The organism is Paraburkholderia sp. MM5496-R1, from assembly GCF_050436205.1.
Lineage (GTDB): Bacteria > Pseudomonadota > Gammaproteobacteria > Burkholderiales > Burkholderiaceae > Paraburkholderia > Paraburkholderia tuberum.
The window spans coordinates 3113903-3139623 of sequence record NZ_JBNDLT010000002.1 but is presented as its reverse complement, the minus strand read 5'-3'; the positions used below and the strand labels follow the sequence as shown (position 1 = coordinate 3139623).

At 63.5% G+C, this 25721-nt stretch carries 24 protein-coding genes, 1 other RNA gene and 1 pseudogene; 5 read left to right on the top strand and 21 right to left on the bottom strand.

The genetic code is table 11. The features are described 5' to 3' along the window. Positions 1–26: 26 nt before the first annotated feature. The 3 genes from OKW38_RS21565 to tyrS all read right to left on the bottom strand — a co-directional run bounded on the left by OKW38_RS21565 (position 27) and on the right by tyrS (position 2503). Positions 27–695: a histidine phosphatase family protein gene (locus tag OKW38_RS21565; protein ID WP_090801818.1), complete on the bottom strand. Its 669-nt coding sequence runs from the start codon at positions 693–695 to the stop codon at positions 27–29. A gap of 102 nt (positions 696–797) precedes the next feature. After that, complete coding sequence (dtd, locus tag OKW38_RS21560; protein ID WP_184022941.1) at positions 798–1256, bottom strand: D-aminoacyl-tRNA deacylase; 459 nt, start codon at positions 1254–1256, stop codon at positions 798–800. Next, positions 1253–2503 (bottom strand): tyrosine--tRNA ligase, encoded by a 1251-nt coding sequence (tyrS, locus tag OKW38_RS21555; protein WP_187609963.1) that lies wholly within the window; start codon positions 2501–2503, stop codon positions 1253–1255. The genes dtd and tyrS overlap by 4 nt, the downstream gene beginning before the upstream one ends. 179 nt (positions 2504–2682) lie before the next feature. Between tyrS and OKW38_RS21550 the strand changes: the two are divergent. After that, a pseudogene (locus OKW38_RS21550) lies at positions 2683–3814 on the top strand (anhydro-N-acetylmuramic acid kinase). Between the two features lie 121 nt (positions 3815–3935). Here OKW38_RS21550 and erpA read toward each other — a convergent pair. From erpA to OKW38_RS21530, 4 genes are all read right to left on the bottom strand, one after another. Then, positions 3936–4301 (bottom strand): iron-sulfur cluster insertion protein ErpA, encoded by a 366-nt coding sequence (gene erpA / locus OKW38_RS21545; RefSeq protein WP_027198818.1) that lies wholly within the window; start codon positions 4299–4301, stop codon positions 3936–3938. 234 nt (positions 4302–4535) lie between these two features. Then, entirely contained in the window at positions 4536–4928 is a 393-nt protein-coding gene (rpsI, locus tag OKW38_RS21540) for a 30S ribosomal protein S9 (protein ID WP_011489810.1), read from the bottom strand. Positions 4929–4939: 11 nt separating this feature from the next. Next, positions 4940–5374 carry a 50S ribosomal protein L13 gene (gene rplM / locus OKW38_RS21535; RefSeq protein ID WP_090801822.1) on the bottom strand — a complete coding sequence of 145 codons (435 nt, stop codon included), beginning with the start codon at positions 5372–5374 and terminating at the stop codon, positions 4940–4942. A 483-nt stretch (positions 5375–5857) separates the two neighbouring features. Then, positions 5858–7234 (bottom strand): IS4 family transposase, encoded by a 1377-nt coding sequence (locus OKW38_RS21530; RefSeq protein ID WP_429362969.1) that lies wholly within the window; start codon positions 7232–7234, stop codon positions 5858–5860. A gap of 313 nt (positions 7235–7547) precedes the next feature. Between OKW38_RS21530 and OKW38_RS21525 the strand changes: the two genes are divergently transcribed. Next, positions 7548–7970, top strand: coding sequence for an OsmC family protein (locus tag OKW38_RS21525; protein WP_026226035.1), 423 nt, complete (start codon positions 7548–7550; stop codon positions 7968–7970). 86 nt (positions 7971–8056) lie between these two features. Here the strand turns inward: OKW38_RS21525 and rnpB are convergent. The 3 genes from rnpB to pyrC form a co-directional block, all read right to left on the bottom strand. Continuing rightward, an RNA gene (rnpB, locus tag OKW38_RS21520) (RNase P RNA component class A) lies at positions 8057–8470 on the bottom strand. 35 nt (positions 8471–8505) lie between these two features. Beyond that, positions 8506–9435, bottom strand: a complete 930-nt coding sequence (locus OKW38_RS21515; RefSeq protein WP_429335311.1) for a DUF3025 domain-containing protein — start codon at positions 9433–9435, stop codon at positions 8506–8508. Between the two features lie 11 nt (positions 9436–9446). Further along, complete coding sequence (pyrC, locus tag OKW38_RS21510; RefSeq protein ID WP_429362968.1) at positions 9447–10508, bottom strand: dihydroorotase; 1062 nt, start codon at positions 10506–10508, stop codon at positions 9447–9449. A 163-nt stretch (positions 10509–10671) separates the two neighbouring features. On the opposite strand from pyrC, the gene OKW38_RS21505 reads away from it, so the two are divergent. Further along, positions 10672–11631, top strand: a complete 960-nt coding sequence (locus OKW38_RS21505) for a class II glutamine amidotransferase (protein WP_090801825.1) — start codon at positions 10672–10674, stop codon at positions 11629–11631. 100 nt (positions 11632–11731) lie between these two features. Here the strand turns inward: OKW38_RS21505 and OKW38_RS21500 are convergent, their stop codons facing one another. The 6 genes from OKW38_RS21500 to OKW38_RS21475 all read right to left on the bottom strand — a co-directional run bounded on the left by OKW38_RS21500 (position 11732) and on the right by OKW38_RS21475 (position 17580). Next, positions 11732–12457, bottom strand: coding sequence for an amino acid ABC transporter ATP-binding protein (locus OKW38_RS21500; RefSeq protein ID WP_090801826.1), 726 nt, complete (start codon positions 12455–12457; stop codon positions 11732–11734). Then, positions 12454–13131, bottom strand: a complete 678-nt coding sequence (gene gltK / locus OKW38_RS21495) for a glutamate/aspartate ABC transporter permease GltK (RefSeq protein ID WP_018421788.1) — start codon at positions 13129–13131, stop codon at positions 12454–12456. The genes OKW38_RS21500 and gltK overlap by 4 nt, the downstream gene beginning before the upstream one ends. After that, positions 13131–13871 carry an amino acid ABC transporter permease gene (locus OKW38_RS21490; RefSeq protein WP_090801827.1) on the bottom strand — a complete coding sequence of 247 codons (741 nt, stop codon included), beginning with the start codon at positions 13869–13871 and terminating at the stop codon, positions 13131–13133. Before OKW38_RS21490 ends, gltK begins: the two co-directional genes overlap by 1 nt. Positions 13872–13960: 89 nt before the next feature. Beyond that, positions 13961–14854, bottom strand: a complete 894-nt coding sequence (locus OKW38_RS21485; protein WP_429335312.1) for a glutamate/aspartate ABC transporter substrate-binding protein — start codon at positions 14852–14854, stop codon at positions 13961–13963. 284 nt (positions 14855–15138) lie between these two features. Further along, a complete protein-coding gene (locus tag OKW38_RS21480; RefSeq protein ID WP_429335313.1) occupies positions 15139–16461 on the bottom strand; it encodes a Glu/Leu/Phe/Val family dehydrogenase in 1323 nt (440 codons plus the stop codon). 162 nt (positions 16462–16623) lie between these two features. Next, the gene (locus OKW38_RS21475; RefSeq protein WP_184050911.1) at positions 16624–17580 is read right to left on the bottom strand and encodes a LysR family transcriptional regulator; all 957 of its coding nucleotides are present in this window, start codon (positions 17578–17580) and stop codon (positions 16624–16626) included. Positions 17581–17744: 164 nt separating this feature from the next. On the opposite strand from OKW38_RS21475, the gene purB reads away from it, so the two are divergent. After that, positions 17745–19133 (top strand): adenylosuccinate lyase, encoded by a 1389-nt coding sequence (gene purB, locus OKW38_RS21470; RefSeq protein WP_429362966.1) that lies wholly within the window; start codon positions 17745–17747, stop codon positions 19131–19133. Positions 19134–19232: 99 nt separating this feature from the next. Here the strand turns inward: purB and OKW38_RS21465 are convergent, their stop codons facing one another. From OKW38_RS21465 to edd, 4 genes are all read right to left on the bottom strand, one after another. Further along, the gene (locus OKW38_RS21465) at positions 19233–19727 is read right to left on the bottom strand and encodes a gluconokinase (protein WP_090801834.1); all 495 of its coding nucleotides are present in this window, start codon (positions 19725–19727) and stop codon (positions 19233–19235) included. 10 nt (positions 19728–19737) lie between these two features. Next, positions 19738–21141 carry a gluconate:H+ symporter gene (locus OKW38_RS21460; RefSeq protein ID WP_090801835.1) on the bottom strand — a complete coding sequence of 468 codons (1404 nt, stop codon included), beginning with the start codon at positions 21139–21141 and terminating at the stop codon, positions 19738–19740. A gap of 256 nt (positions 21142–21397) precedes the next feature. Then, the gene (gene eda, locus OKW38_RS21455; protein ID WP_429362965.1) at positions 21398–22039 is read right to left on the bottom strand and encodes a bifunctional 4-hydroxy-2-oxoglutarate aldolase/2-dehydro-3-deoxy-phosphogluconate aldolase; all 642 of its coding nucleotides are present in this window, start codon (positions 22037–22039) and stop codon (positions 21398–21400) included. 2 nt (positions 22040–22041) lie between these two features. Then, a complete protein-coding gene (gene edd, locus OKW38_RS21450; protein WP_429362964.1) occupies positions 22042–24009 on the bottom strand; it encodes a phosphogluconate dehydratase in 1968 nt (655 codons plus the stop codon). Between the two features lie 298 nt (positions 24010–24307). Between edd and OKW38_RS21445 the strand changes: the two genes are divergently transcribed. Continuing rightward, on the top strand, positions 24308–25153 hold the full coding sequence (locus OKW38_RS21445; RefSeq protein WP_090801838.1) for a MurR/RpiR family transcriptional regulator: 846 nt from the start codon (positions 24308–24310) through the stop codon (positions 25151–25153). A gap of 112 nt (positions 25154–25265) precedes the next feature. Here the strand turns inward: OKW38_RS21445 and OKW38_RS21440 are convergent, their stop codons facing one another. Then, positions 25266–25682, bottom strand: a complete 417-nt coding sequence (locus OKW38_RS21440) for a CopD family protein (RefSeq protein WP_090801840.1) — start codon at positions 25680–25682, stop codon at positions 25266–25268. Positions 25683–25721: the final 39 nt, after the last annotated feature.

Here is a 25721-nt window from a genome sequence, read left to right as displayed (position 1 = left end):
CGTCTCGGGCCATAGCCCGCCTTTGCTTACCGCCCCGGTCCCTTCCTGAAACCATCATCGTCGGCGCTGCCCGCGTCGAGATGCGTTACGTCCGCCCACGACACGATCGTCGCGCGACCGTCCCCGTAATCCACGACGTTCAGGCTGGTGTTCAGCAGGGGGTAGTCGCGCGGTGCGTCGAGCCGCATGCCGGTTGCAAAGCGGCGCACGCAGTCGAGCACCCCGCCATGCGTGACACAGGCGATGCGCCCGCCCGGATGCGCGGCGACGAGCGGCTCGATCGCATGCACGATGCGGTGGTAGAACACGCGGTGCGACTCGCCCTCGGGCGGCGCGAAGCCAGGATCGCGGGTTTGCCACTGCGCGTATTCGTCGGGGAAACGCAGCGCGATCTCGTCGCTGTCATGGCCCTGGAACGCGCCGTACGAGCGCTCGCGCAAGTTCTCGCGCGGCTGCAGCGGCAGGCCGAGCGCCTCGCCGATCGGCTGCGCGGTCTGCTGCGCGCGCTGCAAGTCGCTCGAATAGATCGCGTCGAGCCGCGCGCCCTGCTTCGCCTCGTCGGCGAGGCGCCGCGCGAGACGTCGCGCCTGCGCGACGCCGGTCGTCGCGAGCGGAATGTCGATGTGGCCTTGAATGCGCTTGATGCGGTTCCAGTCGGTCTCGCCGTGCCGGATAAACAGGATCTGCGTCGTCATGAGAGAGAGGTGCCGTTCGCGGTTGTGTCGAGCGACTATTGTCGCAAAAAGCAGCGGCACGGCCCGCCTGCGGCGACGGCGGGCTCGAACGTTTGCGTTCTTTTACGCGTTGGTCTGCAACCAGAACGTGACCGGCCCGTCGTTGACGAGCGACACCTGCATATCCGCGCCGAACTCGCCAGTCTCGACGATCGGATGCTTCGCGCGCGCGGCCGCGACGAAGTAGTCGAACAGGCGCTTGCCCTCGTCGGGCGGCGCGGCCGGCGTGAAGCTCGGGCGCAGGCCGCTGTTGGTATCGGCAGCGAGCGTGAACTGCGACACGAGCAGCAGCCCGCCCGCGCGTCCGGCGCCGTCGAGATTCTGCACTGACAGGTTCATCTTGCCGGCCGCGTCGCTGAACACGCGGTAACCGAGCACCTTGGCGAGCAGCTTGTCGGCCGTGGCCTCGGTGTCGCCGCGCTCCGCGCAGACGAGCGCGAGCAGGCCCGCGTCGATCGCGCCGGTCACGCGATCGGCGACGCGCACTTCGGCGCGCCGCACGCGTTGGATCAGCGCGATCACGCCGTCAGCGTCACGCGCGCGAAACGGCGCTTGCCGACCTGCACGACGTACTCGCCCGCTTCGACCTTCAGGCCCTTGTCGGACACCGCGGTGCCGTCGATCTTCACGCCGCCTTGCTCGATGTTGCGCAGCGCCTCGCTCGTCGACGGTACGAGGTTCGCCTGCTTCAGCAACTGGCCGATCGCGAGCGGTGCGCCCGCGAGCGTCACGGCCGGGATGTCGTCGGGCACGCCGCCCTTCGCGCGATGGTTGAAGTCCTCGAGCGCGCGTTCGGCGTCCGCCTGCGAGTGGAAACGCGCGACGATTTCCTGGCCGAGCATCACCTTGAAATCGCGCGGATTACGGCCCGCGTCGGCCTCGCGCTTGAAGCCGGCGATTTCGTCCATCGGACGGAACGACAGCAGTTCGAAGTACCGCCACATCAGCGTGTCGGAGATGCTCATCAGCTTGCCGAACATGTCGGTCGGCTTTTCGCTGATGCCGATGTAGTTGTTCTTCGACTTCGACATCTTCTCGACGCCGTCGAGCCCTTCGAGCAGCGGCATCGTCAGGATGCACTGCTGCTCCTGGCCGTACTGCTTCTGCAACTCGCGACCCACCAGCAGGTTGAACTTCTGATCCGTGCCGCCGAGCTCCAGGTCCGCGTTCAGCGCGACCGAGTCGTAGCCCTGCATCAGCGGGTACAGGAATTCGTGGATCGAGATCGGCACGCCGCCCTGGAAGCGCTTCGTGAAGTCCTCGCGCTCGAGAATGCGTGCGACCGTGTAGCGCGACGCAAGCTTGATCATGCCGTCGGCGCCTAGCGGCATTGACCATTCGCTGTTGTAGCGAATCTCGGTCTTGTCGCGATCGAGCACGAGCGCGGCTTGCTCGAAATAGGTCTTCGCGTTCGATTCGATCTGCTCGCGCGTGAGCGGCGGGCGGGTCGCGTTGCGCCCGGACGGGTCGCCGATCAGCGACGTGAAGTCGCCGATCAGGAAAATCACCGTGTGGCCGAGGTCCTGCAACTGGCGCATCTTGTTCAGCACGACCGTGTGGCCGATGTGGATGTCGGGCGCAGTCGGATCGAGCCCGAGCTTGATGCGCAGCGGCTTGGCCGTCGCCGCGCTGCGCGCGAGCTTTTGCGCGAATTCGTCTTCGATCAGCAGTTCGTCGACGCCGCGCCTGGTCACGGCGAGCGCGTGACGGACTTCGTCGGTGATCGGGAAGGCGGAAGCGGGATTGGGCTGGGTGGACTCGGTGCTCATGCTGGAAACGTGAAGTCGCGAAAAAACAGGATTGTCCCATAGATGCGCGCCGCCGCGCCCTCTCACGCGCCCCGCACGGCCCCGCGACGGGCCAATTCGTTGCGGCTCGCGTCACCTTCGCCGTTTGCGCCGATAATCTGCTACAACAAATCGGAATGAACATCGACAGGAGCAGCGACGTGACGCAAGATCCCGCAGACGGCATCTATTTCGGACTGATGTCGGGAACCAGCATGGACGGTGTGGACGGCGTGGCCGTCCGGTTTGCCAATGGGAAGCCGCCCGAGGTGCTGGCCGAAGCGTTCGTCGGCTTTTCGGCCGGCATCCGCGAAGCGCTGTTCGCGCTGCAACAGCCGGGGGACAACGAGATCGAGCGCGAGGCGCTCGCCGCCAACGCGCTCGCGACGCGCTACACGGTGTGCTGCCACGATCTGCTGCGCGACAGCCGCGTATCGGCCGATAACGTCCGTGCGATCGGCGTGCATGGGCAGACCGTGCGGCATCGGCCGGAAAAGGGGTACACGCGACAGATCAACAACCCGGCGCTGCTCGCGGAAATGCTGCATATCGACGTGGTCGCCGATTTCCGCAGCCGCGACGTCGCGGCAGGCGGCCAGGGCGCGCCGCTCGTGCCCGCTTTTCACGCGACGATCTTCGGTGCGGAAGGACGAAACGCGCGTCGTCTGCAATCTTGGCGGAATCAGCAACATCACGATCCTGAACGCGACCGGCGGCGTGCGCGGCTTCGACTGCGGGCCGGCGAACGCGCTGCTCGACGCGTGGGCCGAGCGCCAGCTCGGCAAGCCATTCGACGAAAACGGTCATTTCGCGGCGAGTGGCCAGGTCGATCGCAAGCTGCTGAACGCGTTGCTCGACGAACCATTCTTCGCAGAGCAGCCGCCCAAGAGCACCGGCCGCGATCTGTTCAACACCGCATGGCTCGATGCGAAGCTCGAGCCGTTCTCCGCGCTCGCAGCAGCCGACGTACAGGCGACGCTCGTCGCGCTGACCGCGGTGACGGTCGCGCGCGAGATTGAGCGGCATGCATCCGATGCGCGGGCCGTGTACGTGTGCGGCGGCGGCGCGCGCAATCCGGAGATCATGAAGGCGTTGCAGCAGGCGCTCGAAGACAGCGGCGTAAGCGGCGTGCCCGTGATGACGACCGACGCGCTCGGCGTGCCGCCGAGCCAGGTCGAGCCGCTCGCGTTCGCGTGGCTCGCGATGCGCTGCATCGCGCGTCTGCCGGGCAGTCTGCCAAGCGTGACCGGGGCATCCGCGGAGCGGGTGTTGGGGGCTATTTATCCGCGCTGAGAAAAGGCAGATGCGAACAAACCCACGCCTCTTGACGTCGCGGGTTGCCTCTGCGGCGCGAAAACAATAAAAAAACGGCGCCGAGGCACCGTTTTCACTGTGGCACGAAGAGCCTGTCCGCTCAGACCGAGAACGACGAACCGCAACCGCAGGTCGTGCTCGCGTTCGGGTTTTTGATGACGAACTGCGCGCCGTTGATGTCGTCCTTGTAGTCGATCTCTGCGCCGACCAGGTACTGGTAGCTCATCGAGTCGATCAGCAGCTGGACGCCGCTCTTGTTCATCACGGTGTCGTCTTCGTTGATCGCTTCGTCAAACGTGAAGCCGTACTGGAAGCCCGAGCAGCCGCCGCCCTGCACGAACACGCGCAGCTTGAGCTCCGGGTTGCCTTCCTCATCGATCAGTTGCTTGACCTTGTCAGCCGCTGCGTCGGTGAAGACGAAGGGGGCCGGCATCTCGGTCACGGGGGTGTCGGTGACTGCGTTCATTCGAACTCTCCAAATAGCTTTAGCCGATATTGTAGGGCTGTTCCGGATATCGTGCTGAAGCCCACAAAATCAATGGGTTCTTGCTGCAAGGTCGATGCAAGGCGAGCCGATGCCGCTTGAGCGAACGAGACCGGCCCGCGAACCCCGGCAAACCATAAAAAAAGCCGCCTTCGCGCGTGGCGTTGGCGGCTTTTGCTGCAAACCGGCGTGAAGGCCGGTTCGCGCCCGAAACGATTAACGCTTCGAGAATTGCTTGCGGCGACGTGCCTTGTGGAAGCCGACCTTCTTACGTTCGACTTCACGAGCGTCACGCGTGACGAAGCCAGCCTTCGACAGTTCCGGCTTCAGCGTTGCGTCATAGTCCATCAGCGCGCGGGTGATGCCGTGGCGAACCGCACCGGCTTGACCCGTTTCACCGCCGCCGGTCACGTTGACCTTGATGTCGAACGTGACACCGTGGTTCGTCAGCTCCAGCGGTTGACGCACGATCATCAGCGACGTTTCGCGCGAGAAGTAGTCGGCGATGGGCTTGCCGTTCACAACGATGTCGCCCTTGCCTGCCTTGATGAACACGCGAGCGACGGCACTCTTGCGGCGGCCCGTGCCGTAATTCCAGTTACCGATCATGTGGGCTCCCCTTAGATCTCGATCTCGAGCGCCTTCGGCTGTTGTGCCGAATGCGGATGCGTTGCGTCAGCGTAGACCTTCAGCTTCTTGATCATCGCGTAGCCGAGCGGACCCTTCGGCAGCATGCCCTTGACCGCTTTCTCGAGCGCACGGCCCGGGAAGCGTTCCTGCATCTTGCCGAACGTCGTTTCATAGATACCGCCCGGGTAGCCCGAGTGACGGTAGTACTTCTTGTCGGTAACCTTGTTGCCCGTGACCTTCAGCTTGCCGGCGTTGATGACGATGATGAAATCACCGGTGTCGACGTGGGGAGTGAATTCAGGCTTGTGCTTGCCGCGAAGACGGTGTGCCACTTCGCTGGCGACACGCCCGAGAACCTTATCCGTCGCGTCAATCACGTACCATTCGCGCGTCACCTCATGGGCTTTTGCGGAAAACGTCTTCATGATCGATCCAAAAAAATTGCTGCGCCCAATGTGTTCTTTCCTGCTTGTAGTGTGCGCATCGAGGCGCGTGCAGGCTCTCCCTGGTTCTTCTTCCGCGGGCGCGGATGCGGAAAAGCCCTGAATTATAAAGGAATTTGTGCTGGCAAGTCAAAACGTGCGATGCGCTCGCCGCGAGCGGCCAGGAAACGGGGCGAAACGCCTGACAAACGGGGGCGAAAAAAAACCCGAACGAGCGGCTCGGGTTTAATCCACCAAAGGAGGAGGTGGAGGAGACAGCGGAGGTTGCAGAACTGCTGCAACGATGGAGTAAATTATAAGAGTCACCCTTGTGCAACGCAAGAAGATTTGCATTGTGAAATTGGTTTTCACAATGTGACAGATTCGATGCGGGGAGGACATTTGACGAAACTCCTTTTGGCTCAAGCACTAAAGGCCAAAAAATTCGAATCGCATCAGACATGCCTTAGAGTGAATGGCACTTACTTAAGCCCGTGGAGCGTGCCCATATTTTTGGACGCGCTCACGTGCGATGTGACGAGGCTCTTTCAGCCATGGGTAGGACTTCGGTCTTCGTTTGCGCATTCGTGGTTCGATGCGACCGGGGCGACTCCCAACGCAAGAGTGCGTGATCAGGTTGAACAGGAGACTCTGGTTGTGAGTTGCCGTCAGACCTCTGGCCAGCCATTCAGTCCATAACTGCACCGTGTGTTTGAAACTCAGTGTTCTCGGGTCAGTGGCATGGTGACTGGCGGCCTGAGCCATCAGCAGCCGAATCACGTTGTAGGCCAGCAGATGGACCCAGATCTCCTTTTCGTTCATGTGGGCAGTCTGGCAATGCAGCACATCCATGCCCATCGTCGTCTTGATGTTACGTAGATCCAGTTCCACGTTCCAGCGCCTGGCGTACAACTGCGAGAGGTCCTGTTTGCTGGTCTTGCGTGCATCAAGCATCGTGGTGACCAGCACCCGGTGATGCAGCCTGGACTCGCGCACCATCAGTTCATCGGGGAAGGCCTGGTACTGCTCATGCGTCATCCAGTCGGGACGCTGCCGGGGTTTGGGCCACGTCACAATGTGATCGCGCGTGCCCAGGGACCGGCCTCGCCGAAAGTCGGTGCGGCGTGCCCCATGCTGTTCCATCACGACGTCCACCCCGGCGGCGATCATTGAGGCCATCAGAAAGTAGTGGCAGTACAAGGCATCGGCGACGATCACGTCACCTTTGCGAAACGTGCCTTGCAGCATGCGAAACGCCGTCAGCTCCCCGCTGCCTTTGCCCGCGTAAGTTCCGACCGCCGACTCCAGTACTGCGCCGCTTGCCAGACAGATCACCGCAACCAGATAGGCCAATGGAAAGCCCACTCCTTCGGCCTGAGCACTGGACTGCGGGAAACGGGCCTGGTTCGACGGCGTATCGGGCATCGAGATCCCGGTGCCGTCAACCAGCTTGACCGGGCGCCCGCGCCACTTCCAGGCAGGCTCGGCCTGCTCATGCAGTTGGCGCCCCGTCTCGCGCGCCAACTCCCGCACCATCGTCAGCGGCAGTCTCTGGCGAGCGCGGCAGTAGCCTCCCGTACGCACACTCATGGGCCGCAGCCCGTCGGCAGCTCGCTGCGCCGCCCACCCGTTGACTGCCTTCTGACAGGAGGCGTCCTCTTCCAGCGCCTGGCGCATGAACATCGACAGTGTCACCGTCGGCGGATACAGCCGTTCCCGATGTTCTGGCAAATACGCTTCCGTTATGCCCAACAGCCCCGGGCTCGTCAGTATGTTGAAGTAGTCTACCGCCTGGGCCCTGCACGCCCGGCTTTGAACCCTGCTTCGTGTTTGCCTGTGATGACTTCGTGCATTACGATCCATGGGGGCTGATCTTTGGAATGAGACGGTGTTTGCCTGGTAACAATCATCGTATCAATCCCTGGATCAGCCCCCTCCCTTTCTCTTCAAGCACTTACCCGCGTCTTCTCCTCCATGTAGGCTTAAGTAAGTGCCATTCGCCTTAGAGTAAGTACCCTAAACTGTCCGAGGAATTCTGGAACCCCCCGCCCATTCCGCACCGCAACAAGAAAGCAATCACCGTGCATGGACGCGGGATGCGCTCAGCGTGCGCCAATCGTCAGACACCGGGCTACAATGCCGTCTCGACAAAGCGATGCGCGGTGGGAGTGACAGCATGGAATGCAAAGTAAGCTGGATGGGACAAGACGGGATGGCGTTCGCGGCCGAGACGGGCAGCGGTCATCTGGTCGCGATGGACGGCGCACCCGAGGGTGGCGGACGCAACCTCGCGCCGCGCCCGATGGAAATGGTGCTGCTCGGCACCGGCGGCTGCACCGCCTACGACGTCGTGATGATCCTGAAGAAGAGCCGCCAGGAGATCGCCGGCTGCTCGGTGACACTGAAGGCCGAGCGCGCGAGCGAAGATCCGAAGGTGTTCACGAAGATCCACTTCCACTTCACGGTGACGGGCAAGAATCTGAACCCGGCGACCGTCGAGCGCGCGATCAACCTCTCGCACGACAAATACTGCTCGGCGTCGATCATGATCGCGAAGACCGCCGAGCTCACGCATTCGTTCGACATCGTCGCGCTCTGAGCGCGAAAGCGATGGCGGCCACGGCCGCCACCCCGCCCCAAATGAAAAAGCCGGCGTCCCAACGGACGCCGGCTTTCCTTATACAGCGGCAAAGCAGGCCGATAAGCCGGATTCTGTGCACGCGCCGCGCCCGAAGACTCGACCCGCGTGGCAGCCATTCCTCTAGGCGCGCCATTACTGACGCGCTCAAGCTTCCTACCCGCAGACGAGACGGGGGCCCCGTCCTGCATCGCGAAGATGCGCGCCTGCCTACTTGGAATTGCTCCGGGTGGAGGTTACCGTGCCGGTCTGCCTTGCGACAGCCGCGGTGCGCTCTTACCGCACCGTTTCACCCTTACCTGATCCCGGCTTGCGCCGGGCCATCGGCGGTTTGCTTTCTGTTGCCCTGTTCCGCGTGTCGCCACGGATGGCCGTTAGCCATCACCCTGCCCTGTGGAGTCCGGACTTTCCTCGCCCTCGTTGGCCGAAGCCGTCGAGGCCGCGACTGCCTGGCCTGCTTTGCTGGCGCGAATTTTAACACCGAACTTGGAAGCGCCTAGCGCTTGCGCCGCCCCGTGCGGAACACGGACGTGTCGTCGTAGAACGCCGGCGATTCGTTCTCGGGCCACCAGCCCGGAATGCCGAGCACCGGCAGCGGCGCGAACATGCGGCTCGTCAAAGCGTCGGGGCCGAGCAGCGCCGCGCTGACGGCTTCATCGAGCCATGCGTCGCGCGGCGGGGTGTCCCATTCGAAATACTCTGCCGGAACGTCGACGATCCATGCATGGCCGGTGCAGCCCTTGAACGGCGCGATCAGCTTTTCGAGCAGCGCATGGCCGAAGCACCGCACTTCGCAGCGCCGCCCCCACGCATCGCGCCACGCGACAAACAGCGTCTGCCACTCGAAGCCGCGTAGCGCGGCGTTCAGCGAAGAATCGGCGCAAGCGAACAGCAGCGCGTTTTCGTCGAAGAGGGTCAGCATATCGCGCACACCGCCACGCGTCGGGCCGACGCCGAGCACGTCGAGTTCCGCCGACTGGCGCGCGTTCAGCGCCGCCTTGATGCGCGGAAACGCGAACCACATTGAACCGTTGAAGAAGTCGTGCAGATTGTGGCGCGTCGGCACGCAACCGGTCGACGCTATATGCCCCTCGTACGCGGCACCCGGTGGCAGGTCGTCCTGCGCGATGAACGCAAGAGGCTGGCCGCGGCCGGTGGTCTGTTGCATTTGGGCGGCGTCGGCGTTCATCGCGGCGAGAAGGTCCGCGTAGCCGGTCAGCGCGGCTTGCTGCCAACGCTGACCGCGTGTGGCGAATTGCGCGAACCACGGCTTCGACCAGTCGATTGCGGCGAAGCACGGTGGCAGAGGCTCGGGTGCCATGCCACGCGCAGCTTTGGTCGCCGCGGCTTCATGCGCTACCGCGGAGCCCGCTTTCGCCGCCTTATCAATCTTGGCAGCGCGCTGCCCCGCCTCACGCTCCCGCATCTACCGCAGCCTCAAACGAGACGCCAGCCAATCGACTCCCCGCCTCGCAGCGGCACGACCGGCGTATCGCCGGCCGGCAGCTCGGCCGGCAGCGTCCATTCCTCGCGACGCAGCGTGACCTTCTCCGTATTGCGCGGCAGACGGTAGAAGTCCGGACCATGGAAGCTCGCGAAGCCTTCGAGCTTGTCGAGCGCGCCGGCCTTGTCGAATGCTTCGGTATAGAGCTCGAGCGCGTGCAGCGCGGTGTAGCAGCCTGCGCAACCGCACGCGTGTTCCTTCAGCCCCTTCGGATGCGGCGCGCTGTCGGTGCCGAGGAAGAAGCGCGGATCGCCCGAGGTCGCCGCCTCGACCAGCGCGACGCGATGCGTCTCGCGTTTGAGCACCGGCAGGCAGTAGTAATGCGGACGGATGCCCCCCTGGAAAATCGCGTTGCGGTTGTACAGCAGATGGTGCGCGGTGATCGTAGCGCCAAGCAGTTGCGGCGCGACGCCCGCTTCGCGGACGTAGTCGGCCGCGTCCTTCGTCGTGATGTGCTCGAACACGACTTTCAGCGCCGGAAATGCGCGGCGCAGCGGCATCATCACGCGATCGATGAAGACCTTTTCGCGATCGAACAGATCGATGTCCGAATCGGTCACCTCGCCATGCACGAGCAGCGGCATGCCGACTTCCTGCATCACTTCCAGCGTCTTCGCGCACTTCATCAGATCGGTGACGCCCGCGTCGGAGTTCGTCGTCGCGCCCGCCGGGTACAGCTTCACGCCGTGCACGAAGCCGCTCCCGCGCGCGCGGCGGATCTCGTCGGGCGGCGTGTTGTCGGTCAGGTACAGCGTCATCAGCGGCTCGAATTGCGCGCCCTCGGGAATCGCGGCGATGATGCGCTCGCGATATGCCTTCGCCATCGCGGTCGTCGCGACCGGCGGCTTCAGGTTCGGCATGATGATCGCGCGACCGAACTGGCGCGCGGTGTCAGGCAGCACGGCCGCGAGCATCGCGCCGTCGCGCACGTGCAGATGCCAGTCGTCCGGGCGGACCAGTGTGACGGAATCGGGGGAAACGTTGGAAGCAGTCATGGCAGGAATACGAGACTTCGCGCGCCTCGCTGATCGACCGGTCAAACCGCGTTGTAGCGGCCCAAACACATGTCAATTTTGCTATTTGGCGTCTCCGGCTCGGTGATATGCTTGGGAAATCATCATTGTAACGGCTCACTCCGTTCACAGGCTCACCTGCAACATGTGCCAACTTCTCGGAATGAACTGCGCCGCGCCGACGGACGTCACGTTTTCCTTTACCGGCTTTGCGGCGCGTGGCGGCGTCACCGATCACCACGCCGACGGCTGGGGCATCGCTTTCTTTGAAGACAAGGCGTGCCGCTTGTTCATCGATCATCAATCGTCGGCCACGTCGCCGATCGCCGAGATGGTCAAGCGCTATCCGATCAAATCGAAAAACACGATCGCGCACATCCGCAAGGCGACGCAAGGGCACATCCTGCTCGAAAACTGCCACCCGTTCATGCGCGAACTGTGGGGGCGTCACTGGATCTTCGCGCATAACGGCGACCTGCAGGCTTACGCGCCGGAACTGAACGGCGTGTATCAGCCGGTCGGCACGACCGACAGCGAACTCTCGTTCTGCGCGCTGCTGGAAGGTTTGCGTAAGGCTTTTCCGGGCGCGCTGCAGCCGCCGCTTCACGAGCTGTTCGCCGCGCTCGAGACGCTCACGCGTGAAATCACGCAGTACGGCGTGTTCAATTTCCTGATGTCTAACGGCCAGGCCCTGTTCGCGCATTGCTCGACGCATCTGCATTACGTCGTGCGTCGCTGGCCGTTTTCGACCGCGCATCTGGTCGACGCGGACGTGTCGATCGATTTCGCCAAATACACGACACCCGAAGACCGCGTCGCGGTGATCGCGACCAAGCCGCTGACCGACAACGAAGTGTGGACCGCGTTCAAGCCCGGCGATCTGCTGATGTTCCAGCATGGCGACGTGATCGGCCGCGCCAATATCCCGGTGCCGCAGTCGGTGCTCGAAAAGTTGCGCAATCCGGCACTCGACGCATCGGCGTCGGCCACGACGATCGCGGCGTCGAACGGCGCGCACGCGGTGGGCACGAGCGCAACCACGCTTTCACCCGACAGCGAAACCGATCTCGAAGCCGCCGATGACACGGCAGCGTTCGAGTCGTAAGCCGCCGCGTCACCTTACGCCTGCGAAACAAAAAGCCGCTCCACGGAGCGGCTTTTTTTCGTCCCGCGCGAGCCCCGAAACGAGGCCTGCGCACCCACCCTCAGTGCAGAATCTTCGCGAGAAAATCCTTCGCGCGATCCGACTTCGGATTCGCGAAGAAGTCTTCCTTGCGGTCGTCTTCGACGATCAAACCCTTGTCCATGAAAATCACGCGATGCGCGACCTTCTTCGCGAAGCCCATTTCGTGCGTCACGCACATCATGGTCATGCCTTCCTGCGCGAGTTCGACCATCACGTCGAGCACTTCGTTGATCATCTCCGGATCGAGCGCCGAGGTCGGCTCGTCGAACAGCATCGCGATCGGGTCCATGGAGAGCGCACGCGCAATCGCCACGCGCTGCTGCTGACCACCGGACAGCTGCCCCGGATACTTGTCCGCATGTGCGCGCAGGCCGACGCGATCGAGCAGCTTCAGGGCCTTCGCGGTCGCCTCGTCGTTCGAGCGGCCGAGCACCTTGACCTGCGCGAGCGTCAGGTTCTGCACGATCGACAGATGCGGAAACAGTTCGAAGTGCTGGAACACCATGCCGACCTTCGAGCGCAGCTTCGACAGATTGGTTTTCTTGTCGGTCAGCGACTGGCCGTTGATGACGATCTCGCCCTTCTGGAACGGCTCGAGTCCGTTGACGGTCTTGATCAGCGTGGACTTGCCCGAACCGGACGGCCCGCACACCACGACCACTTCGCCCTTTTTGACTTCCGTCGTGCAGTCGGTCAGCACCTGGAAATGGCCGTACCACTTCGAAACATTCTTGATAGAGATCATCTTGCGACCTTTTTCTGAAGACCTTTGACGAGGCTCGACGCGATCACGCAGATCACGAAATAACACGCGCCCGCGAACAGTACCATCTCGACGTTCGTGCCGTCACGATCGCCAATATTCGTAGCCGTGCGGAAGAAGTCGGCGAGGCTGATCACGTAGACGAGCGACGTATCCTGAAACAGCACGATACCCTGCGTGAGCAGCAGCGGCACCATTGCGCGGAACGCCTGCGGCAGCACGATCAGGCGCATCGCCTGCCCATAGGTCATGCCGAGCGCGAACGACGCGTTGACCTGACCACGCGGCACCGCCTGAATGCCGGCGCGGATGATCTCCGAATAATACGCGGCCTCGAACAGCGAGAACGCGACCATCGCCGAGGCGAGCCGGATGTCGATGTCGGCCGACAGACCGAGCACGCTTTGCAGCACCTGCGGCACGATCAGGAAGAACCACAGCAGCACCATCACGAGCGGGATCGAACGGAAGAGCGTCACGTAAGCCTGCGCGAACCATCCGAGCGGCTTGATCGGCGACAGTCGAAACATCGCGAGAATGGTGCCCCAGATGATGCCGAATACGATCGCGATCAGCGTGATCTTGAACGTGATGATCGCGCCGGTCCATAGCGTAGGCAGCGCGCCCGGAATACCGCTCCAGTCGAAATGATGCATCACTTTCCTCCGATATAGCCGGGCAGCCGGGCCTTCACTTCGACCCAGCGCATCAGTTGCATCACGATCAGATTGATCAGCATGTATGCAACCGTGACCGCGATGAACGATTCGTAAGTTTGCGACGTGTAGTCGACGAGCTGGCGCGCCTGCGCGGACAGATCGAGCAGACCGATCGTCGAGGCAACCGCGGAGTTCTTGAAGATGTTCAGAAACTCGGAGGTGAGCGGCGGCACGATGATGCGGTACGCGACCGGCAGCAGCACATAGCGATACGTCTGCCACTGCGTGAAGCCTACCGCCAGACCGGCCGCGCGCTGCCCGCGCGGCAACGCGTTGATGCCCGAGCGCACCTGCTCGCACACGCGCGCGGCGGTGAAGAGGCCCAGACACACGATCGACGATGAGAAGAACTGCGCGCCCGGCGGCAATTGCTTGAACCAGTTGCCGATCGACACGGGCAGCAGCTCCGGTATCACCAGATACCAGATGAAGAACTGCACGATCAGCGGAATGTTACGGAAAATCGCAACGTAGACGGTGCCGACGCCCGACGCCCATTTGTTGGGCACCGTGCGCAGCACACCGAAGAGCGAGCCGACGATCAGCGCGATCACCCATGCCGACAGCGACACGGTGACCGTCACCCACAGCCCCGAGAGCAGCCAGCCCAGGTAGGTGGTCGGCTCGCCCGTGGAGACGGGACTCAGCAGAATGCCCCAGTTCCAGTGATATGACATGACCAAGACTCCGGCAAAAAGAAACGGAAGAAGCGCGCGGCCCCTTCCGTTCCTTTCAGCGTTTTGAAAGTGTCGAAAAAGCAGCTAGTTTAGTCGATTGCCTTGTCGTTCGGGTTCTTGAACAGCGCACGCATATCGTCGCTCATCGGGAAGTTCAGGTTCAGGCCCTTCGGCGGGATCGGCGATTCGAACCAGCGCTTGTAGATCTGTTCGCCTTCGCCCGACGTTTGCACCTTCGCGATGGCGTCGTCGGCGACCTTCTTGAAGTCGGGGTCGTTCTTGCGCAGCATGCAGCCGTACGCCTCCCGCGATTGCGGCGTGCCGACGATCACGAAATCGCCCGGGTTGCTCGACTTCGCGCGCTCGCCGGCGAGCAGCGCGTCGTCCATCATGAACGCGGCGGCACGGCCCGTCGACAGCGTCAGGAACGATTCGCCGTGATCCTTCGCGCTGATGATGTTCATGCCCATGTTCTTGTCCTGGTTCATCTTGCGAAGCAGGCGCTCGGACGTGGTGCCGGCGGTCGTGACGACCGTCTTGCCCTTCAGGTCCGGGAAGTCCTTGATGCCGGAATCTTTCTTGGTCATCAGGCGCGTGCCGATCACGAAGATCGTGTTCGTGAAGGCAGCCTGCTGCTGACGCTCGAGGTTATTCGTGGTTGAACCGCACTCGATGTCGACCGTGCCGTTCTGCACGAGCGGAATGCGGTTCTGCGACGTAACCGGCACGAGCTTCACCTTCAGGTTCGGCATGTTCAGCTTCTGCTTGACGGCCTCGACGATCTTCATCGCGTAATCCTGCGAGTAGCCGATCACGTTCTGCTTTTCGTCGTAATAGGAGAACGGGATCGACGATTCGCGATGGCCCAGCGAAATGACGCCCGTATCCTTGATCTTTTTCAGCGTGCCCGAGTCTTGCGCATGCGCGCCAACCGTAAACAGTCCGAGAGTCGCGAGCAGCAGCGCAGCTTCTTTAATCTTCATCTAGATCTCCTTGGCAAGAACCGGCGCCAGTGTAACAAAGTAATTTTTCTGAAAGTATCGCTATTAACCATTCTGTTGCGCGCACGCCGCGATAGGCTCGCGGCGCCGTGGCACGGCCGTTTCGTGCATATGAGAAGGCGGGCGGCATCGATAGGATGCCGCCCGCCGGTCAAACACGCCGTCTTGTGGACCGCGTTGATGCACGAAGTTTCGGCGGTGTGCGCCTCCCGGCCCGGATACCGGGCCGCGTCACCGCCGTTTCAAACAAGATAGGACACGGTCCATCAGGGATACAAGCCGCGCATCTCGCGCGCCTGCAAAATCCGCTTACACGCGACGATGAACGCAGCCGTGCGCACCGACACGTTCTGCTCGCTCGACACCTGCCACACCGCCGCGAACGCTTCGCGCATCACGCGCTCGAGGCGCTCGTTGATCTCGTCCTCGGTCCAGAAGAAGCTCGAGAAGTCCTGGACCCATTCGAAATATGACACTGTCACACCGCCGGCATTCGCGACCACGTCCGGAATCACGAGGATGCCGCGATCGTGCAGGATGTCGTCCGCCGCCGTGGTGGTCGGGCCGTTCGCGCCCTCGACGATGATCCTGGTGTTGATCTTGCCGGCGTTTTTTTCGGTGATCTGATTTTCCAGCGCCGCCGGAATCAGGATGTCCGACTCGACGGTCCAGAACTCCTCACCGGTGATCGCGTCGGCTTCGGGGAAACCGCCGACGCCGCCCGTCTTCGCGACGTAGTCGAGCAGCGCGACCGCGTCGATGCCGGTGGACTTGTACACCGAGCCGGTGTGGTCCTGCACCGCGACGACCTTCGCGCCCGCCTCCTGGAACAGACGCGCGGCGATGCCGCCGACGTTGCCGAAGCCCTGCACCGCAATACGCGCGCCTTCGATGTCGAAGCCGATGCGGCGAGCCGCTTCGCAGCCCACCACGAACACGCCGCGGCCGGTCGCCTCGCGACGGCCGAGCGAGCCGCCGAGCGTGATCGGCTTGCCAGTCACGACGCCGGTGGCCGTCTGGCCCTGATTCATCGAGTACGTGTCCATCATCCACGCCATGATCTGCTCGTTCGTGTTCACGTCCGGCGCGGGGATGTCGGTATTCGGTCCGATGATGATGCCGATCTCGCTCGTATAGCGGCGCGTCACGCGCTCGAGCTCGCCACGCGACAGCGTGCGCGGATCGACGCGGATGCCGCCCTTCGCGCCGCCGTACGGCACGTTCACCGCCGCATTCTTCACCGACATCCACGCGGACAGCGCCATCACTTCGGATAGCGTCACGTCCTGGTGATAACGCACGCCGCCCTTGCCCGGACCGCGCGACACGTTGTGTTGCACGCGATAACCCTCGAAGTGCGCGACCGTGCCGTTGTCGAGTTCGATGGGCACGTCGACGACGAGAATGCGCTTCGGGCGTTTCAGGGTTTCGAGCCAGCGGGACAGCGAACCGAGATACGGCGCGACGCGGTCGACCTGGCGCAGATAGTTGCCCCAAGGGCCGAGGTCTTCCTTATTGAGGTAGGAGGGAACGGCTTGCAACGTTGAGGCGGCTTGGACCGATTCTGCGGCTTGTTGCTGGGATGACATGAACGCTCCGGCGTTTGATCGAGTACGGGCATTGTGGAAAAACGCCGTATCGAAATCCAATGCCGTTTCCTTATCCCATTATGTTTTTTTTGCATAACGTTCGCAAAGCCGCAAATTCGCGTCGTCGCGACGCAGGTTCGAGTTTGAGTTTTATGCCGCGGCTCAGGCGGCGCTCTGCCGGAGTTCCTCCGACACCACGTCCCACAACCGGCGCACGAGAATCTGGCGCGCGTCGTCGCTTTTCGCGGCGAGCTTGTCGCGATACAGGCGAATCTCCATGCTGAGCGTCAGCTGCCCTTCCGGCGTGCCGCGCGTCGCGCGATCGAGGCGGATCAGCCGGCCTTCGGCCACCGCATCTTCGACCGCGCTATGCGGCAGAAACGCGATGCCGTGACCAGCGAGCGCCATCGCCTTGAGCCCCTCGGCCATGTCGGTTTCGTAGAGCCGGTCGAGGTACAGGCGCTCCGGCGCGTTCGCGAGAATCACCTCGGTCATGCGCCCGAGGTACGCGTTCGGCGTGTACGACAGATACGGCGCGGGCGCATCGGCCGAGCCTGGCAGCGTGTGACGCGGCCGGCCCGCCCGGGCCGGCGCCGAGAACGGGCTGATCGGCTCGTGGCCGAGCGTCAGCATGTCGTAGCGCGCCGGATCGAGCGCGACCGGATGGCTCGGATGGTGGTAGCCCATCATCAGATCGCAGCCGCCTTCCACCAGCGAGAGCGCCGCGTCGTGCACGTTCAGCGCGCGCAGCCGCGTGTGGATCGGGCCCATCTGCGCCTCGATGCGCTGCAGCCAGCGCGGGAAGTAAGTGAGCGACAGCGTGTGGGGGACCGCGAATTCGATCGTCGCCTGGGGCGTCGCCGTGTGGCCGCGCAGCAGCGCGCGCGCCTCGTGAAATTGCGACAGCATCGCGAGCGCCTGCTCGTTGAACACCTGACCGGCCGCCGTGAGCCGCGTCGGATAAACAGAACGGTCGATCAGTTCCGTGCCGAGCCACGCTTCGAGCGCCTGGATGCGGCGCGAGAAAGCCGGCTGCGTGACGTGGCGCAACTCGGCCGAGCGGCTGAAGCTACGCGTTTCCGCGAGCGAAATAAAGTCTTCGAGCCATTTCAGTTCCATGCGATTGCGCTTGCCGTCGAGAGGGAAGAAGTCTGCATTCTAGCGGCGCCGATTGCGACCGACGCATCCGGGCGGGCCGATCGCGTCACAGTGGTAAAATTCAGGGTTCCCTCCGTTCCCGACCCGCTCGCTGAGCGCTCAACCGCTTCAACCCGGTCCTCATCATGTCCGACACCCGCCCCGACACCCTGTTCGCGCTGAACGCGCTTTCCCCGCTCGACGGCCGCTACGCCGCCAAAACCGAAGCCCTGCGCGACTGGCTCTCGGAAGCCGCCTTCATGCGCAATCGCGTGACGGTCGAAATCCACTGGCTGATCGCGCTGTCGCGCGCCGGCTTCGCTGAAGTGCCGCGCTTCTCCGAGGCGTCCGAGCAATTCCTGCTGCAACTGGCCGAGCGCTTCACCGCGCACGATGCCGCGCGCATCAAGGAAATCGAGCGCGTGACGAACCACGACGTGAAGGCCGTCGAATACTGGTTGAAGGAATCGGTGAAGGGCCATGAAGAACTGGAGCGCGCGAGCGAGTTCATCCACTTCGCGTGCACGTCGGAAGACATCAACAACACGTCGCACGGCCTGATGCTCGCCGGCGCGCGCGAACACGTGATCCTGCCGGCGCTGCGCTCGGTGCATCAACGCCTCGTTGCGCTCGCGCACGCGCACGCCGCCCAGCCGATGCTGTCGCGCACGCACGGCCAGCCGGCCAGCCCGACCACGCTCGGCAAGGAAATCGCCAACGTCGCCGCGCGGCTCGCGCGCGCGATCGAGCGGATCGCGAAGGTCGAACTGCTCGGCAAGATGAACGGCGCGGTCGGCAACTTCAACGCGCACCTGTCCGCGTATCCGGAGTTCGACTGGGAAGCATTCTCGAAGGACGTCGTCGAGAACCGTCTGAAGCTCGCGTTCAATCCGTACACGATCCAGATCGAGCCGCACGACTACATGGCCGAGCTGTTCGACGCGATCTCGCGAGCGAACACGATCCTGCTGGATCTGGACCGCGACGTGTGGGGCTACATCTCGGTCGGCTACTTCAAGCAGCGCACGAAAGCCGGCGAAATCGGTTCGTCGACGATGCCGCACAAGGTCAACCCGATCGACTTCGAAAACTCGGAAGGCAACCTCGGCCTCGCGAACGCGACGTTGCGTCACCTCGCCGACAAGCTGCCGGTGTCGCGCTGGCAGCGCGACCTGACCGACTCGACGGTGCTGCGCAACATCGGCGTCGCGTTCGGCTACTCGCTGCTCGCGTACGACTCGCTGATCCGCGGCCTCGACAAGCTCGAAGTGAATGCGCAGCGTCTGAACGAAGACCTCGACAACTGCTGGGAAGTGCTGGCCGAGCCGGTGCAGACCGTGATGCGCCGTTACGGCATCGAGAATCCGTACGAGCAGCTGAAGGAGCTCACGCGCGGCAAGGGCATCACGCGCGAGGCGCTGCAGAGCTTCATTGGCGGCCTGGCGATTGCGCAGGACGCGAAGGACCGCCTGCTCGCGATGACGCCCGGCTCGTACATCGGCCGGGCCGTCGAACTGGCGAAGCGGATCGGCTGATCGGCTGGCCCAGCTTCTTCAATGCATAAAAAAGCCGCTCCGAGGAGCGGCTTTTTTTTCGTCCCGAGTTCGAAGCTGGAACGCGAAGCAATCAACGACTCAGCGCGCTTCGACCTGCCTGAGCACCTCGTCGACGATCTGTTCCGGCGTCAGATCGATGCTGACCGTGATCGCTTCGTCGTCACCGGGCTCCTCGAGCGTATCGAGCTGGCTTTGCAGCAGCGACGGATCGAAGAAATGCCCGGTGCGATCCCCGAGACGCTCCGCGAGCACCTCGCGCGAACCCTTCAGGTAGACGAAGCACACGTCCTTGTCGCCGGCACGCAGAATGTCGCGATATGAGCGCTTCAGCGACGAACACGTGAACACCGCCGTCTCGCCCGCTTTCTGCTTTTCCTCGATCGCCGCGCGGATCGTCTTCAGCCACGGCCAGCGGTCTTCGTCGGTGAGCGGAATGCCGTGGTGCATCTTCTCCTTGTTCGCCGCGCTATGGAACGCGTCGCCGTCGGTGAACGCGCAATGCAGGCGCTCGGCCAGCATTTCGCCAATCCTCGTCTTGCCGGCGCCCGACACGCCCATTGCGATCAGAATCATTTGAAACTCCTTACAGGACCGCCGCGAGTGCGAAGGTCAGGCCCAGCCCCATCACCGAAATGATGGTTTCGAGGAGCGACCACGTCTTGAAGGTCTGCACCACCGTCATGCCGAAATATTCCTTGATCAGCCAGAAGCCGCCGTCGTTCACGTGCGAGAAGATCAGCGAGCCCGAGCCGGTCGCGAGCACCATCAGTTCCGGCTTCACCTGCACCGCGCCTGCAGCCGCGATCGGCGCGACGATGCCGCAGGCGGTCGTCATCGCGACGGTGGCCGAGCCGGTCGCGAGACGCATCATCGCCGCGACGAGCCAGCCGAACAGCAGCGGCGACAGATGCACCGCGGTCGCCACGCTGGTGATTTCCTTCGAAATGCCGCTATCCATCAGTACGCGGCCAAAACCGCCGCCCGCACCGACGATCAGTGTAATACCCGCGATCGGCGCGAGACATTCTCCGCAGAACTTCTGAATCTGCTCGCGGTTAAAGCCGCGGCTCGCGCCGAAGGTCCAGAAGCTGACCAGCACGGCCGTCAGCAGCGCGACGTCGGTGTTGCCGAAAAAGCGCAGCAGATCGTTCGGCAGCGTCTTCGGCTCGAAGACCAGGTCGGCCCAGCTGCCGACCAGCATCAGGACCACCGGCAACAGGATCGTGACCAGCGTGATGCCGAAGCCCGGCAGTTCGCGCTTCGGTGCAGCGGTCTTCGCGGCGTTACCACTTTGCACGCCGTTGGCGTCCTTCACGTCGCTGCCCAGAAATTGCGCGGCAAGCGGATTTTCCTTCGGCAACTGGACATGACGGCTCACCAGCAACGCGAACAGCGGACCGGCGACGATCGCGCACGGCACGCCGACGATCAGACCGTAGGCGATCGTCTTGCCGATGTCCGCGTGATACGCCTGCACGGCGAGCAGTGCGGCCGGGTGCGGCGGAATCAGCCCGTGCACGACGGACAGACCCGCGACCATCGGCAGGCCGACCAGCAGCAGTGATTTGTTGGTGCGCTTGGCGACGTTGAACGCGATCGGAATCAGCAGCACGAAGCCGACTTCGAAGAACACCGGCAAGCCGACGATGATCGCGACCACCATCATCGCCCAGTGAATGTGTTTCTCACCGAACCAGTTGATCAGCGTGGTCGCGATGCGCTCGGCGCCGCCCGATTCGGCCATCATCTTGCCGAGCATCGTACCGAGACCGACGACGACGGCAATGTGCCCGAGCGTGTTGCCGTTCCCCGTTTCGAACGATTTGACGATGGTCTGCATCGGCATGCCGGCCACGAGGCCCAGCAGCAACGACACGATGATCAGAACGAGAAACGGATAGACCTTGAAGCGCGTGATCAGCAAGATCAGCAGCGCGATCGCGATCAATGCGTAGACCAGCAGCAAGCTGCCGTGGGCAGATTCCATGAAGCCCCTCCTTTGGTTTATTGACTTCAGAGTGCGGATGCGGCCGGCACTTCGTCTCACGGCAACCTGCGCGATGCCTGAAAACCCGGCTAGCCGCGCGGACGCTGAATTCTACTGTTTGTTTCCAGAAAGCGCGCGCAAATCCAGCACGCATATCAGGTAAAAAAAGAGTCTCGCCGCGACAGCCTGATGCGGCTGTATCGACGAGACTCCTGGGCCCGGTTCAGTTGACCGATGCGCTATTGGGTTGTGGAGCTTAGTGCGCGGGTGCCGCCAGTTGGCTCGCGGCGCGCGCGAGGCGCGTGAGCTCGTCCCAGTTCTGCGCGGCGAGCGCGGCCTTCGGCGTGAGCCACGAACCGCCGACACAGACCACGTTCGGCAGCGACAGGAAGTGCGGCGCGCTTTCCGGCGTGATGCCGCCGGTCGGGCAGAACTTCAGCGCCGGGAACGGGCCGTGGAACGCCTGCAGCATCGGCACGCCGCCTGCCTGCTGTGCGGGGAAGAACTTGACTATCTCGTAGCCGAGTTCGAGCGCGAGGATGATGTCCGACGGCGTCATCACGCCGGGCAACAGCGGCAGACCCACATCCTGCGCGGCCTTGTGCATGTCCTTGGTCAGACCCGGCGACACGCCGAACTGCGCGCCCGCCTTCTTCGCCTGGGCGCAATGCTCGGGCTTCGTGATCGTGCCGACACCGACCACGATGTCGTCCGCGAGTTCGCACGCACGCTCGATCGCGCCGAGGCCCGCCGACGTGCGCAGCGTGATTTCGAGCACCTTCACGCCGCCCGCGTGCAACGCGCGCGACACGTGTTCGCCCTGTTCGACCGTGTCGAACGCGAGCACCGGAATCACCGGGCCGAGGCGCACGATATCGCTTACTGTTTTCGACGTCATAGTCAGACTCCTTGTTTCTGCAGCGCCGCGCCGGCTTGCGCGGTGCTCGTGTGATGATGGTCGCTGGGTTGATGGTCACCGTCGTGGCCGTGCTTGTGATGGCTGCCGTGGCCGTGCTGGCCATCGACCGTGCCGCCCTCGCCGACCAGCTTGCCGAACACCGACGCGCCCTGCTCCGCCGGCGCCGCCGCCGCACGGAACACGCCGAACAGCTCGCGGCCGAAGCCGACTTCGTTGTCCGCCTGATGCAGCGGCTCGGCGTTCGGACGCGCGGCCCACTCGGCTGCGTCGATCTCGATGTCGAGCACGCCCGCTTCGGCGTCGATCACCAGCATGTCGCCCGTGCGCACTTTGCCGATCGGGCCTTGCAGCAACGCTTCCGGCGACAGATGGATGACCGCCGGCACCTTGCCCGACGCGCCCGACATACGGCCATCGGTCACCAGCGCGACATGGAACCCCTGATCCTGCAGCACACCGAGCAGCGGCGTCAAACGATGCAACTCGGGCATGCCGTTGGCGCGTGCGCCCTGGAAGCGCACCACCGCGATGAAGTCGCGCTTGAGCTCGCCCTTGTCGAACGCTTCCTGCACCGCTTCCTGCGAATCGAACACGATTGCCGGCGCCTTCACCTTGCGATGCTGCGCCGCGACCGCCGAAATCTTGATTACGCCGCGGCCGAGCTTGCCCTGCATCAGACGCAGGCCGCCGTCCGGCTGGAACGGCTCCTTGATGCCGCGCAGCACCGCTGTGTCCGCGCTTGCCTCGACACCTGCCACCCATTGCAGCTTGCCGTCGAGCAGCTTCGGCTCCTCGGTGTAGCGCTTCAGACCCTTGCCCGCGACCGTGTTCACGTCTTCATGAAGCAGACCGCCTTCGAGCAGATTGCGCACGAGGAACGCGACGCCGCCCGCCGCGTGGAAGTGGTTCACGTCGGCCTTGCCGTTCGGATAGATCTTCGCAAGCAGCGGTACCGCCTGCGACAGCGTGTCGAAGTCGTCCCAGTCGATCACGATGCCGGCCGCGCGCGCGATTGCGACGAGGTGCAGCGTGTGATTGGTCGAGCCGCCCGTCGCCAGCAGCGCGACGATGCCGTTGACGATCGCCTTCTCGTCGACCACATGGCCGATCGGCATGTAGTGGCCGCGCTCGACCGTCAGATCGAGCACGCGGCGCGCGGCCTGCGCGGTCAGCGCGTCGCGCAACGGCGTGTGCGGATGCACGAAGGCCGAGCCCGGCAGATGCAGGCCCATCACTTCCATCAGCATCTGATTACTGTTCGCGGTGCCGTAGAACGTGCAGGTGCCGTGGCTGTGATAGGCGGCCGCTTCCGCTTCGAGCAGCGCGTCGCGGCCGCACTGGCCGGTCGCGAACTGCTGACGCGTCCTGGCTTTGTCGTCGTTCGACAGGCCGCTTGCCATCGGGCCGGCCGGCACGAAGATGGTCGGCAAATGGCCGAACTGCAGCGCGCCGATCAGCAGGCCCGGCACGATCTTGTCGCAGATGCCGAGGCACAGCGCCGCGTCGAACATGTTGTGGGTGAGCGCGACGGCCGTGCTCATCGCGATCACTTCGCGCGAGAACAGCGACAGCTCCATGCCCGCGTTGCCCTGCGTGACGCCGTCGCACATCGCCGGCACGCCGCCCGCGAATTGCGCGACGCCGCCGTTTTCGCGCGCGGCCTGCTTGATGATGTCCGGGTAGTTTTTGTACGGCGCGTGCGCCGACAGCATCTCGTTGTACGACGACACGATGCCGATATTCGGCTCGCGAATCTGCTTGATCACGAGCTTGTCGTTGCCCTCGAGGCCGGCGAAACCGTGAGCGAGGTTCGCGCACGACAACGCGCCGCGCGCCGGAAAGCGCCCCTGCGCATGCTCGATGCGGGCCAGATACGCTGCGCGCGTGGGCTTGCTGCGCTCGATCACGCGTTGCGTGACCTTCAACAATTGCGAATGCGGGGAAACCATCGGAGCTCCTTCGTCGCTGGCGGCAGGTGCACGCATGACACCTGGCGGTATCGCGGGGTTGTGATATCGAACGACGCCATCTTAGTAGAAAAACTACACGATCGCAATGACGAACTCTGTTGCAGCGCCGCATGGCGCGGATCGCCAAGTCGCCCTACTGGCAGCGCCTTAGCGCTTTACAGCAGAAACCCAGGGAATACACTTACTCGCCGATATGTAGTTTTTGTACCTAGCTTTTGTGCGTCAACGATCAATCGGATATAGTCCACACGTTCTTCAGCATAGTGCGAGTTTTCCGATGATGCTGTCCCAGGTGGAAGAGATGCGCGACCAGTTGCGCCCGTCCGAGCGCAAGCTGGCCGATTACGTGATCGAGGCGCCGCGCGAGGTGCTCGATCTGTCGATGACCGAGGTCGCCGCGCGCGCGGGCGTGAGTCAGCCGACGATCGCGCGCTTCTGCCACGCGCTCGGTTTCTCCGGCTTTCGCGAATTCAAGATCCGTCTCGCGCAGGGCATCGCCAGCGAAGTGCCCGCCGTCTATCGCGACGTGCGGCCCGACGAGCCGACGCCGGGCGTCGCCGCGAAGGTGCTCGACCGGACGATCGGCGCGCTGATTCAGGTGCGCAACAATCTGTCGTCGGATAGCGTCGCCGCGGCGATCGACATGCTCGCGCAAGCGAAGCGCATCGAGTTCTACGGGGCGGGCGGCTCAGGCATCGCCGCGCTCGACGTGCAGCACAAGTTCTTTCGGCTCGGCATGCCGAGCGTCGCGTATTCGGACCCGCATACGTTTCTGATGTCGGCCGCGCTGCTCGGACCTGGGGACGTGGTCGTCGCGATTTCCAATACGGGCCGCACGCGCGACATCATCGATGCCGCGAAGGCCGCGCTGAACGCGGGCGCGAAGGTGATCGCGATCACGCACGGCAACTCGCCGCTCGCGCGGCTCGCAACCGTGGGCCTCTTTGCGAACGTCGACGAAGACACCGACATCTTCTCCCCGATGACCTCGCGCGTGTCACATCTGGCGATCGGCGACATTCTGGCGGTCGGCGTCGCGCTGAGCCGCGGGCCCGAACTGCTGGAGAAGCTCGCGCAAACGAAGGAAGTGATCCACCGGCGGCGGGTGGATTCGCAGGGGTGATCCGCTGCGATGTAACGCGGAACGACGGGGTAACGCAAAAGGGCGGTGTGCCATTCAGCCGGCATACCGCCCTTTGGTCTATTCCAGCGCCCTGCTTAACGCCGTCAGCCGCTCAGAACGGCTTGATCACTACCAGCGCGACCGCCGCGAGCATACCGAGCACCGGCAGCTCGTTGAACATCCGATACCACTTGTCCGAGTGGCGATTCTCGCCGCGCTCGAACCTGCGCAACAGCACGCCGCAATACGCGTGATAGATGACGAGGAGCACGACCACGCCGACCTTCGCGTGAATCCAGCCCTGCCCGCTGCCGATGCCGATCACGAGCCACAACCACAGGCCGCACGCGATCGCGGGCACGGCGATGAAGCTCATGAAGCGGAACAGCTTGCGCGCCATCAGCAGAAGACGCGCCGTCGCGGCGGGTTCCGTTTCCATCGCCAGATTGACGAAGATGCGCGGCAGATAGAACAGGCCGGCAAACCAGGAGGCAATCAATACGATGTGAAACGTCTTTACCCAAAGCATCGGCGGGGGTCCTTGTGGTCCTTGTTGTTGTGGCGCTTC

What these genes read in the sequence shown, in the direction of transcription:
- rplM (WP_090801822.1), bottom strand. Translation starts at nt 5,374, where the DNA reads ATGAAGACGTTTTCCGCAAAAGCCCATGAGGTGACGCGCGAATGGTAC.
- OKW38_RS21525 (WP_026226035.1), top strand. Translation starts at nt 7,548, where the DNA reads ATGGAATGCAAAGTAAGCTGGATGGGACAAGACGGGATGGCGTTCGCG.
- OKW38_RS21530 (WP_429362969.1), bottom strand. Translation starts at nt 7,234, where the DNA reads ATGGATCGTAATGCACGAAGTCATCACAGGCAAACACGAAGCAGGGTT.
- OKW38_RS21445 (WP_090801838.1), top strand. Translation starts at nt 24,308, where the DNA reads ATGATGCTGTCCCAGGTGGAAGAGATGCGCGACCAGTTGCGCCCGTCC.
- OKW38_RS21565 (WP_090801818.1), bottom strand. Translation starts at nt 695, where the DNA reads ATGACGACGCAGATCCTGTTTATCCGGCACGGCGAGACCGACTGGAAC.
- rpsI (WP_011489810.1), bottom strand. Translation starts at nt 4,928, where the DNA reads ATGATCGGTAACTGGAATTACGGCACGGGCCGCCGCAAGAGTGCCGTC.
- OKW38_RS21485 (WP_429335312.1), bottom strand. Translation starts at nt 14,854, where the DNA reads ATGAAGATTAAAGAAGCTGCGCTGCTGCTCGCGACTCTCGGACTGTTT.
- eda (WP_429362965.1), bottom strand. Translation starts at nt 22,039, where the DNA reads ATGACGTCGAAAACAGTAAGCGATATCGTGCGCCTCGGCCCGGTGATT.
- gltK (WP_018421788.1), bottom strand. Translation starts at nt 13,131, where the DNA reads ATGCATCATTTCGACTGGAGCGGTATTCCGGGCGCGCTGCCTACGCTA.
- OKW38_RS21460 (WP_090801835.1), bottom strand. Translation starts at nt 21,141, where the DNA reads ATGGAATCTGCCCACGGCAGCTTGCTGCTGGTCTACGCATTGATCGCG.
- OKW38_RS21440 (WP_090801840.1), bottom strand. Translation starts at nt 25,682, where the DNA reads ATGCTTTGGGTAAAGACGTTTCACATCGTATTGATTGCCTCCTGGTTT.
- OKW38_RS21480 (WP_429335313.1), bottom strand. Translation starts at nt 16,461, where the DNA reads ATGTCATCCCAGCAACAAGCCGCAGAATCGGTCCAAGCCGCCTCAACG.
- pyrC (WP_429362968.1), bottom strand. Translation starts at nt 10,508, where the DNA reads ATGACTGCTTCCAACGTTTCCCCCGATTCCGTCACACTGGTCCGCCCG.
- edd (WP_429362964.1), bottom strand. Translation starts at nt 24,009, where the DNA reads ATGGTTTCCCCGCATTCGCAATTGTTGAAGGTCACGCAACGCGTGATC.
- OKW38_RS21505 (WP_090801825.1), top strand. Translation starts at nt 10,672, where the DNA reads ATGTGCCAACTTCTCGGAATGAACTGCGCCGCGCCGACGGACGTCACG.
- tyrS (WP_187609963.1), bottom strand. Translation starts at nt 2,503, where the DNA reads ATGAGCACCGAGTCCACCCAGCCCAATCCCGCTTCCGCCTTCCCGATC.
- OKW38_RS21515 (WP_429335311.1), bottom strand. Translation starts at nt 9,435, where the DNA reads ATGCGGGAGCGTGAGGCGGGGCAGCGCGCTGCCAAGATTGATAAGGCG.
- OKW38_RS21490 (WP_090801827.1), bottom strand. Translation starts at nt 13,871, where the DNA reads ATGTCATATCACTGGAACTGGGGCATTCTGCTGAGTCCCGTCTCCACG.
- erpA (WP_027198818.1), bottom strand. Translation starts at nt 4,301, where the DNA reads ATGAACGCAGTCACCGACACCCCCGTGACCGAGATGCCGGCCCCCTTC.
- OKW38_RS21475 (WP_184050911.1), bottom strand. Translation starts at nt 17,580, where the DNA reads ATGGAACTGAAATGGCTCGAAGACTTTATTTCGCTCGCGGAAACGCGT.
- OKW38_RS21465 (WP_090801834.1), bottom strand. Translation starts at nt 19,727, where the DNA reads ATGATTCTGATCGCAATGGGCGTGTCGGGCGCCGGCAAGACGAGGATT.
- OKW38_RS21500 (WP_090801826.1), bottom strand. Translation starts at nt 12,457, where the DNA reads ATGATCTCTATCAAGAATGTTTCGAAGTGGTACGGCCATTTCCAGGTG.
- purB (WP_429362966.1), top strand. Translation starts at nt 17,745, where the DNA reads ATGTCCGACACCCGCCCCGACACCCTGTTCGCGCTGAACGCGCTTTCC.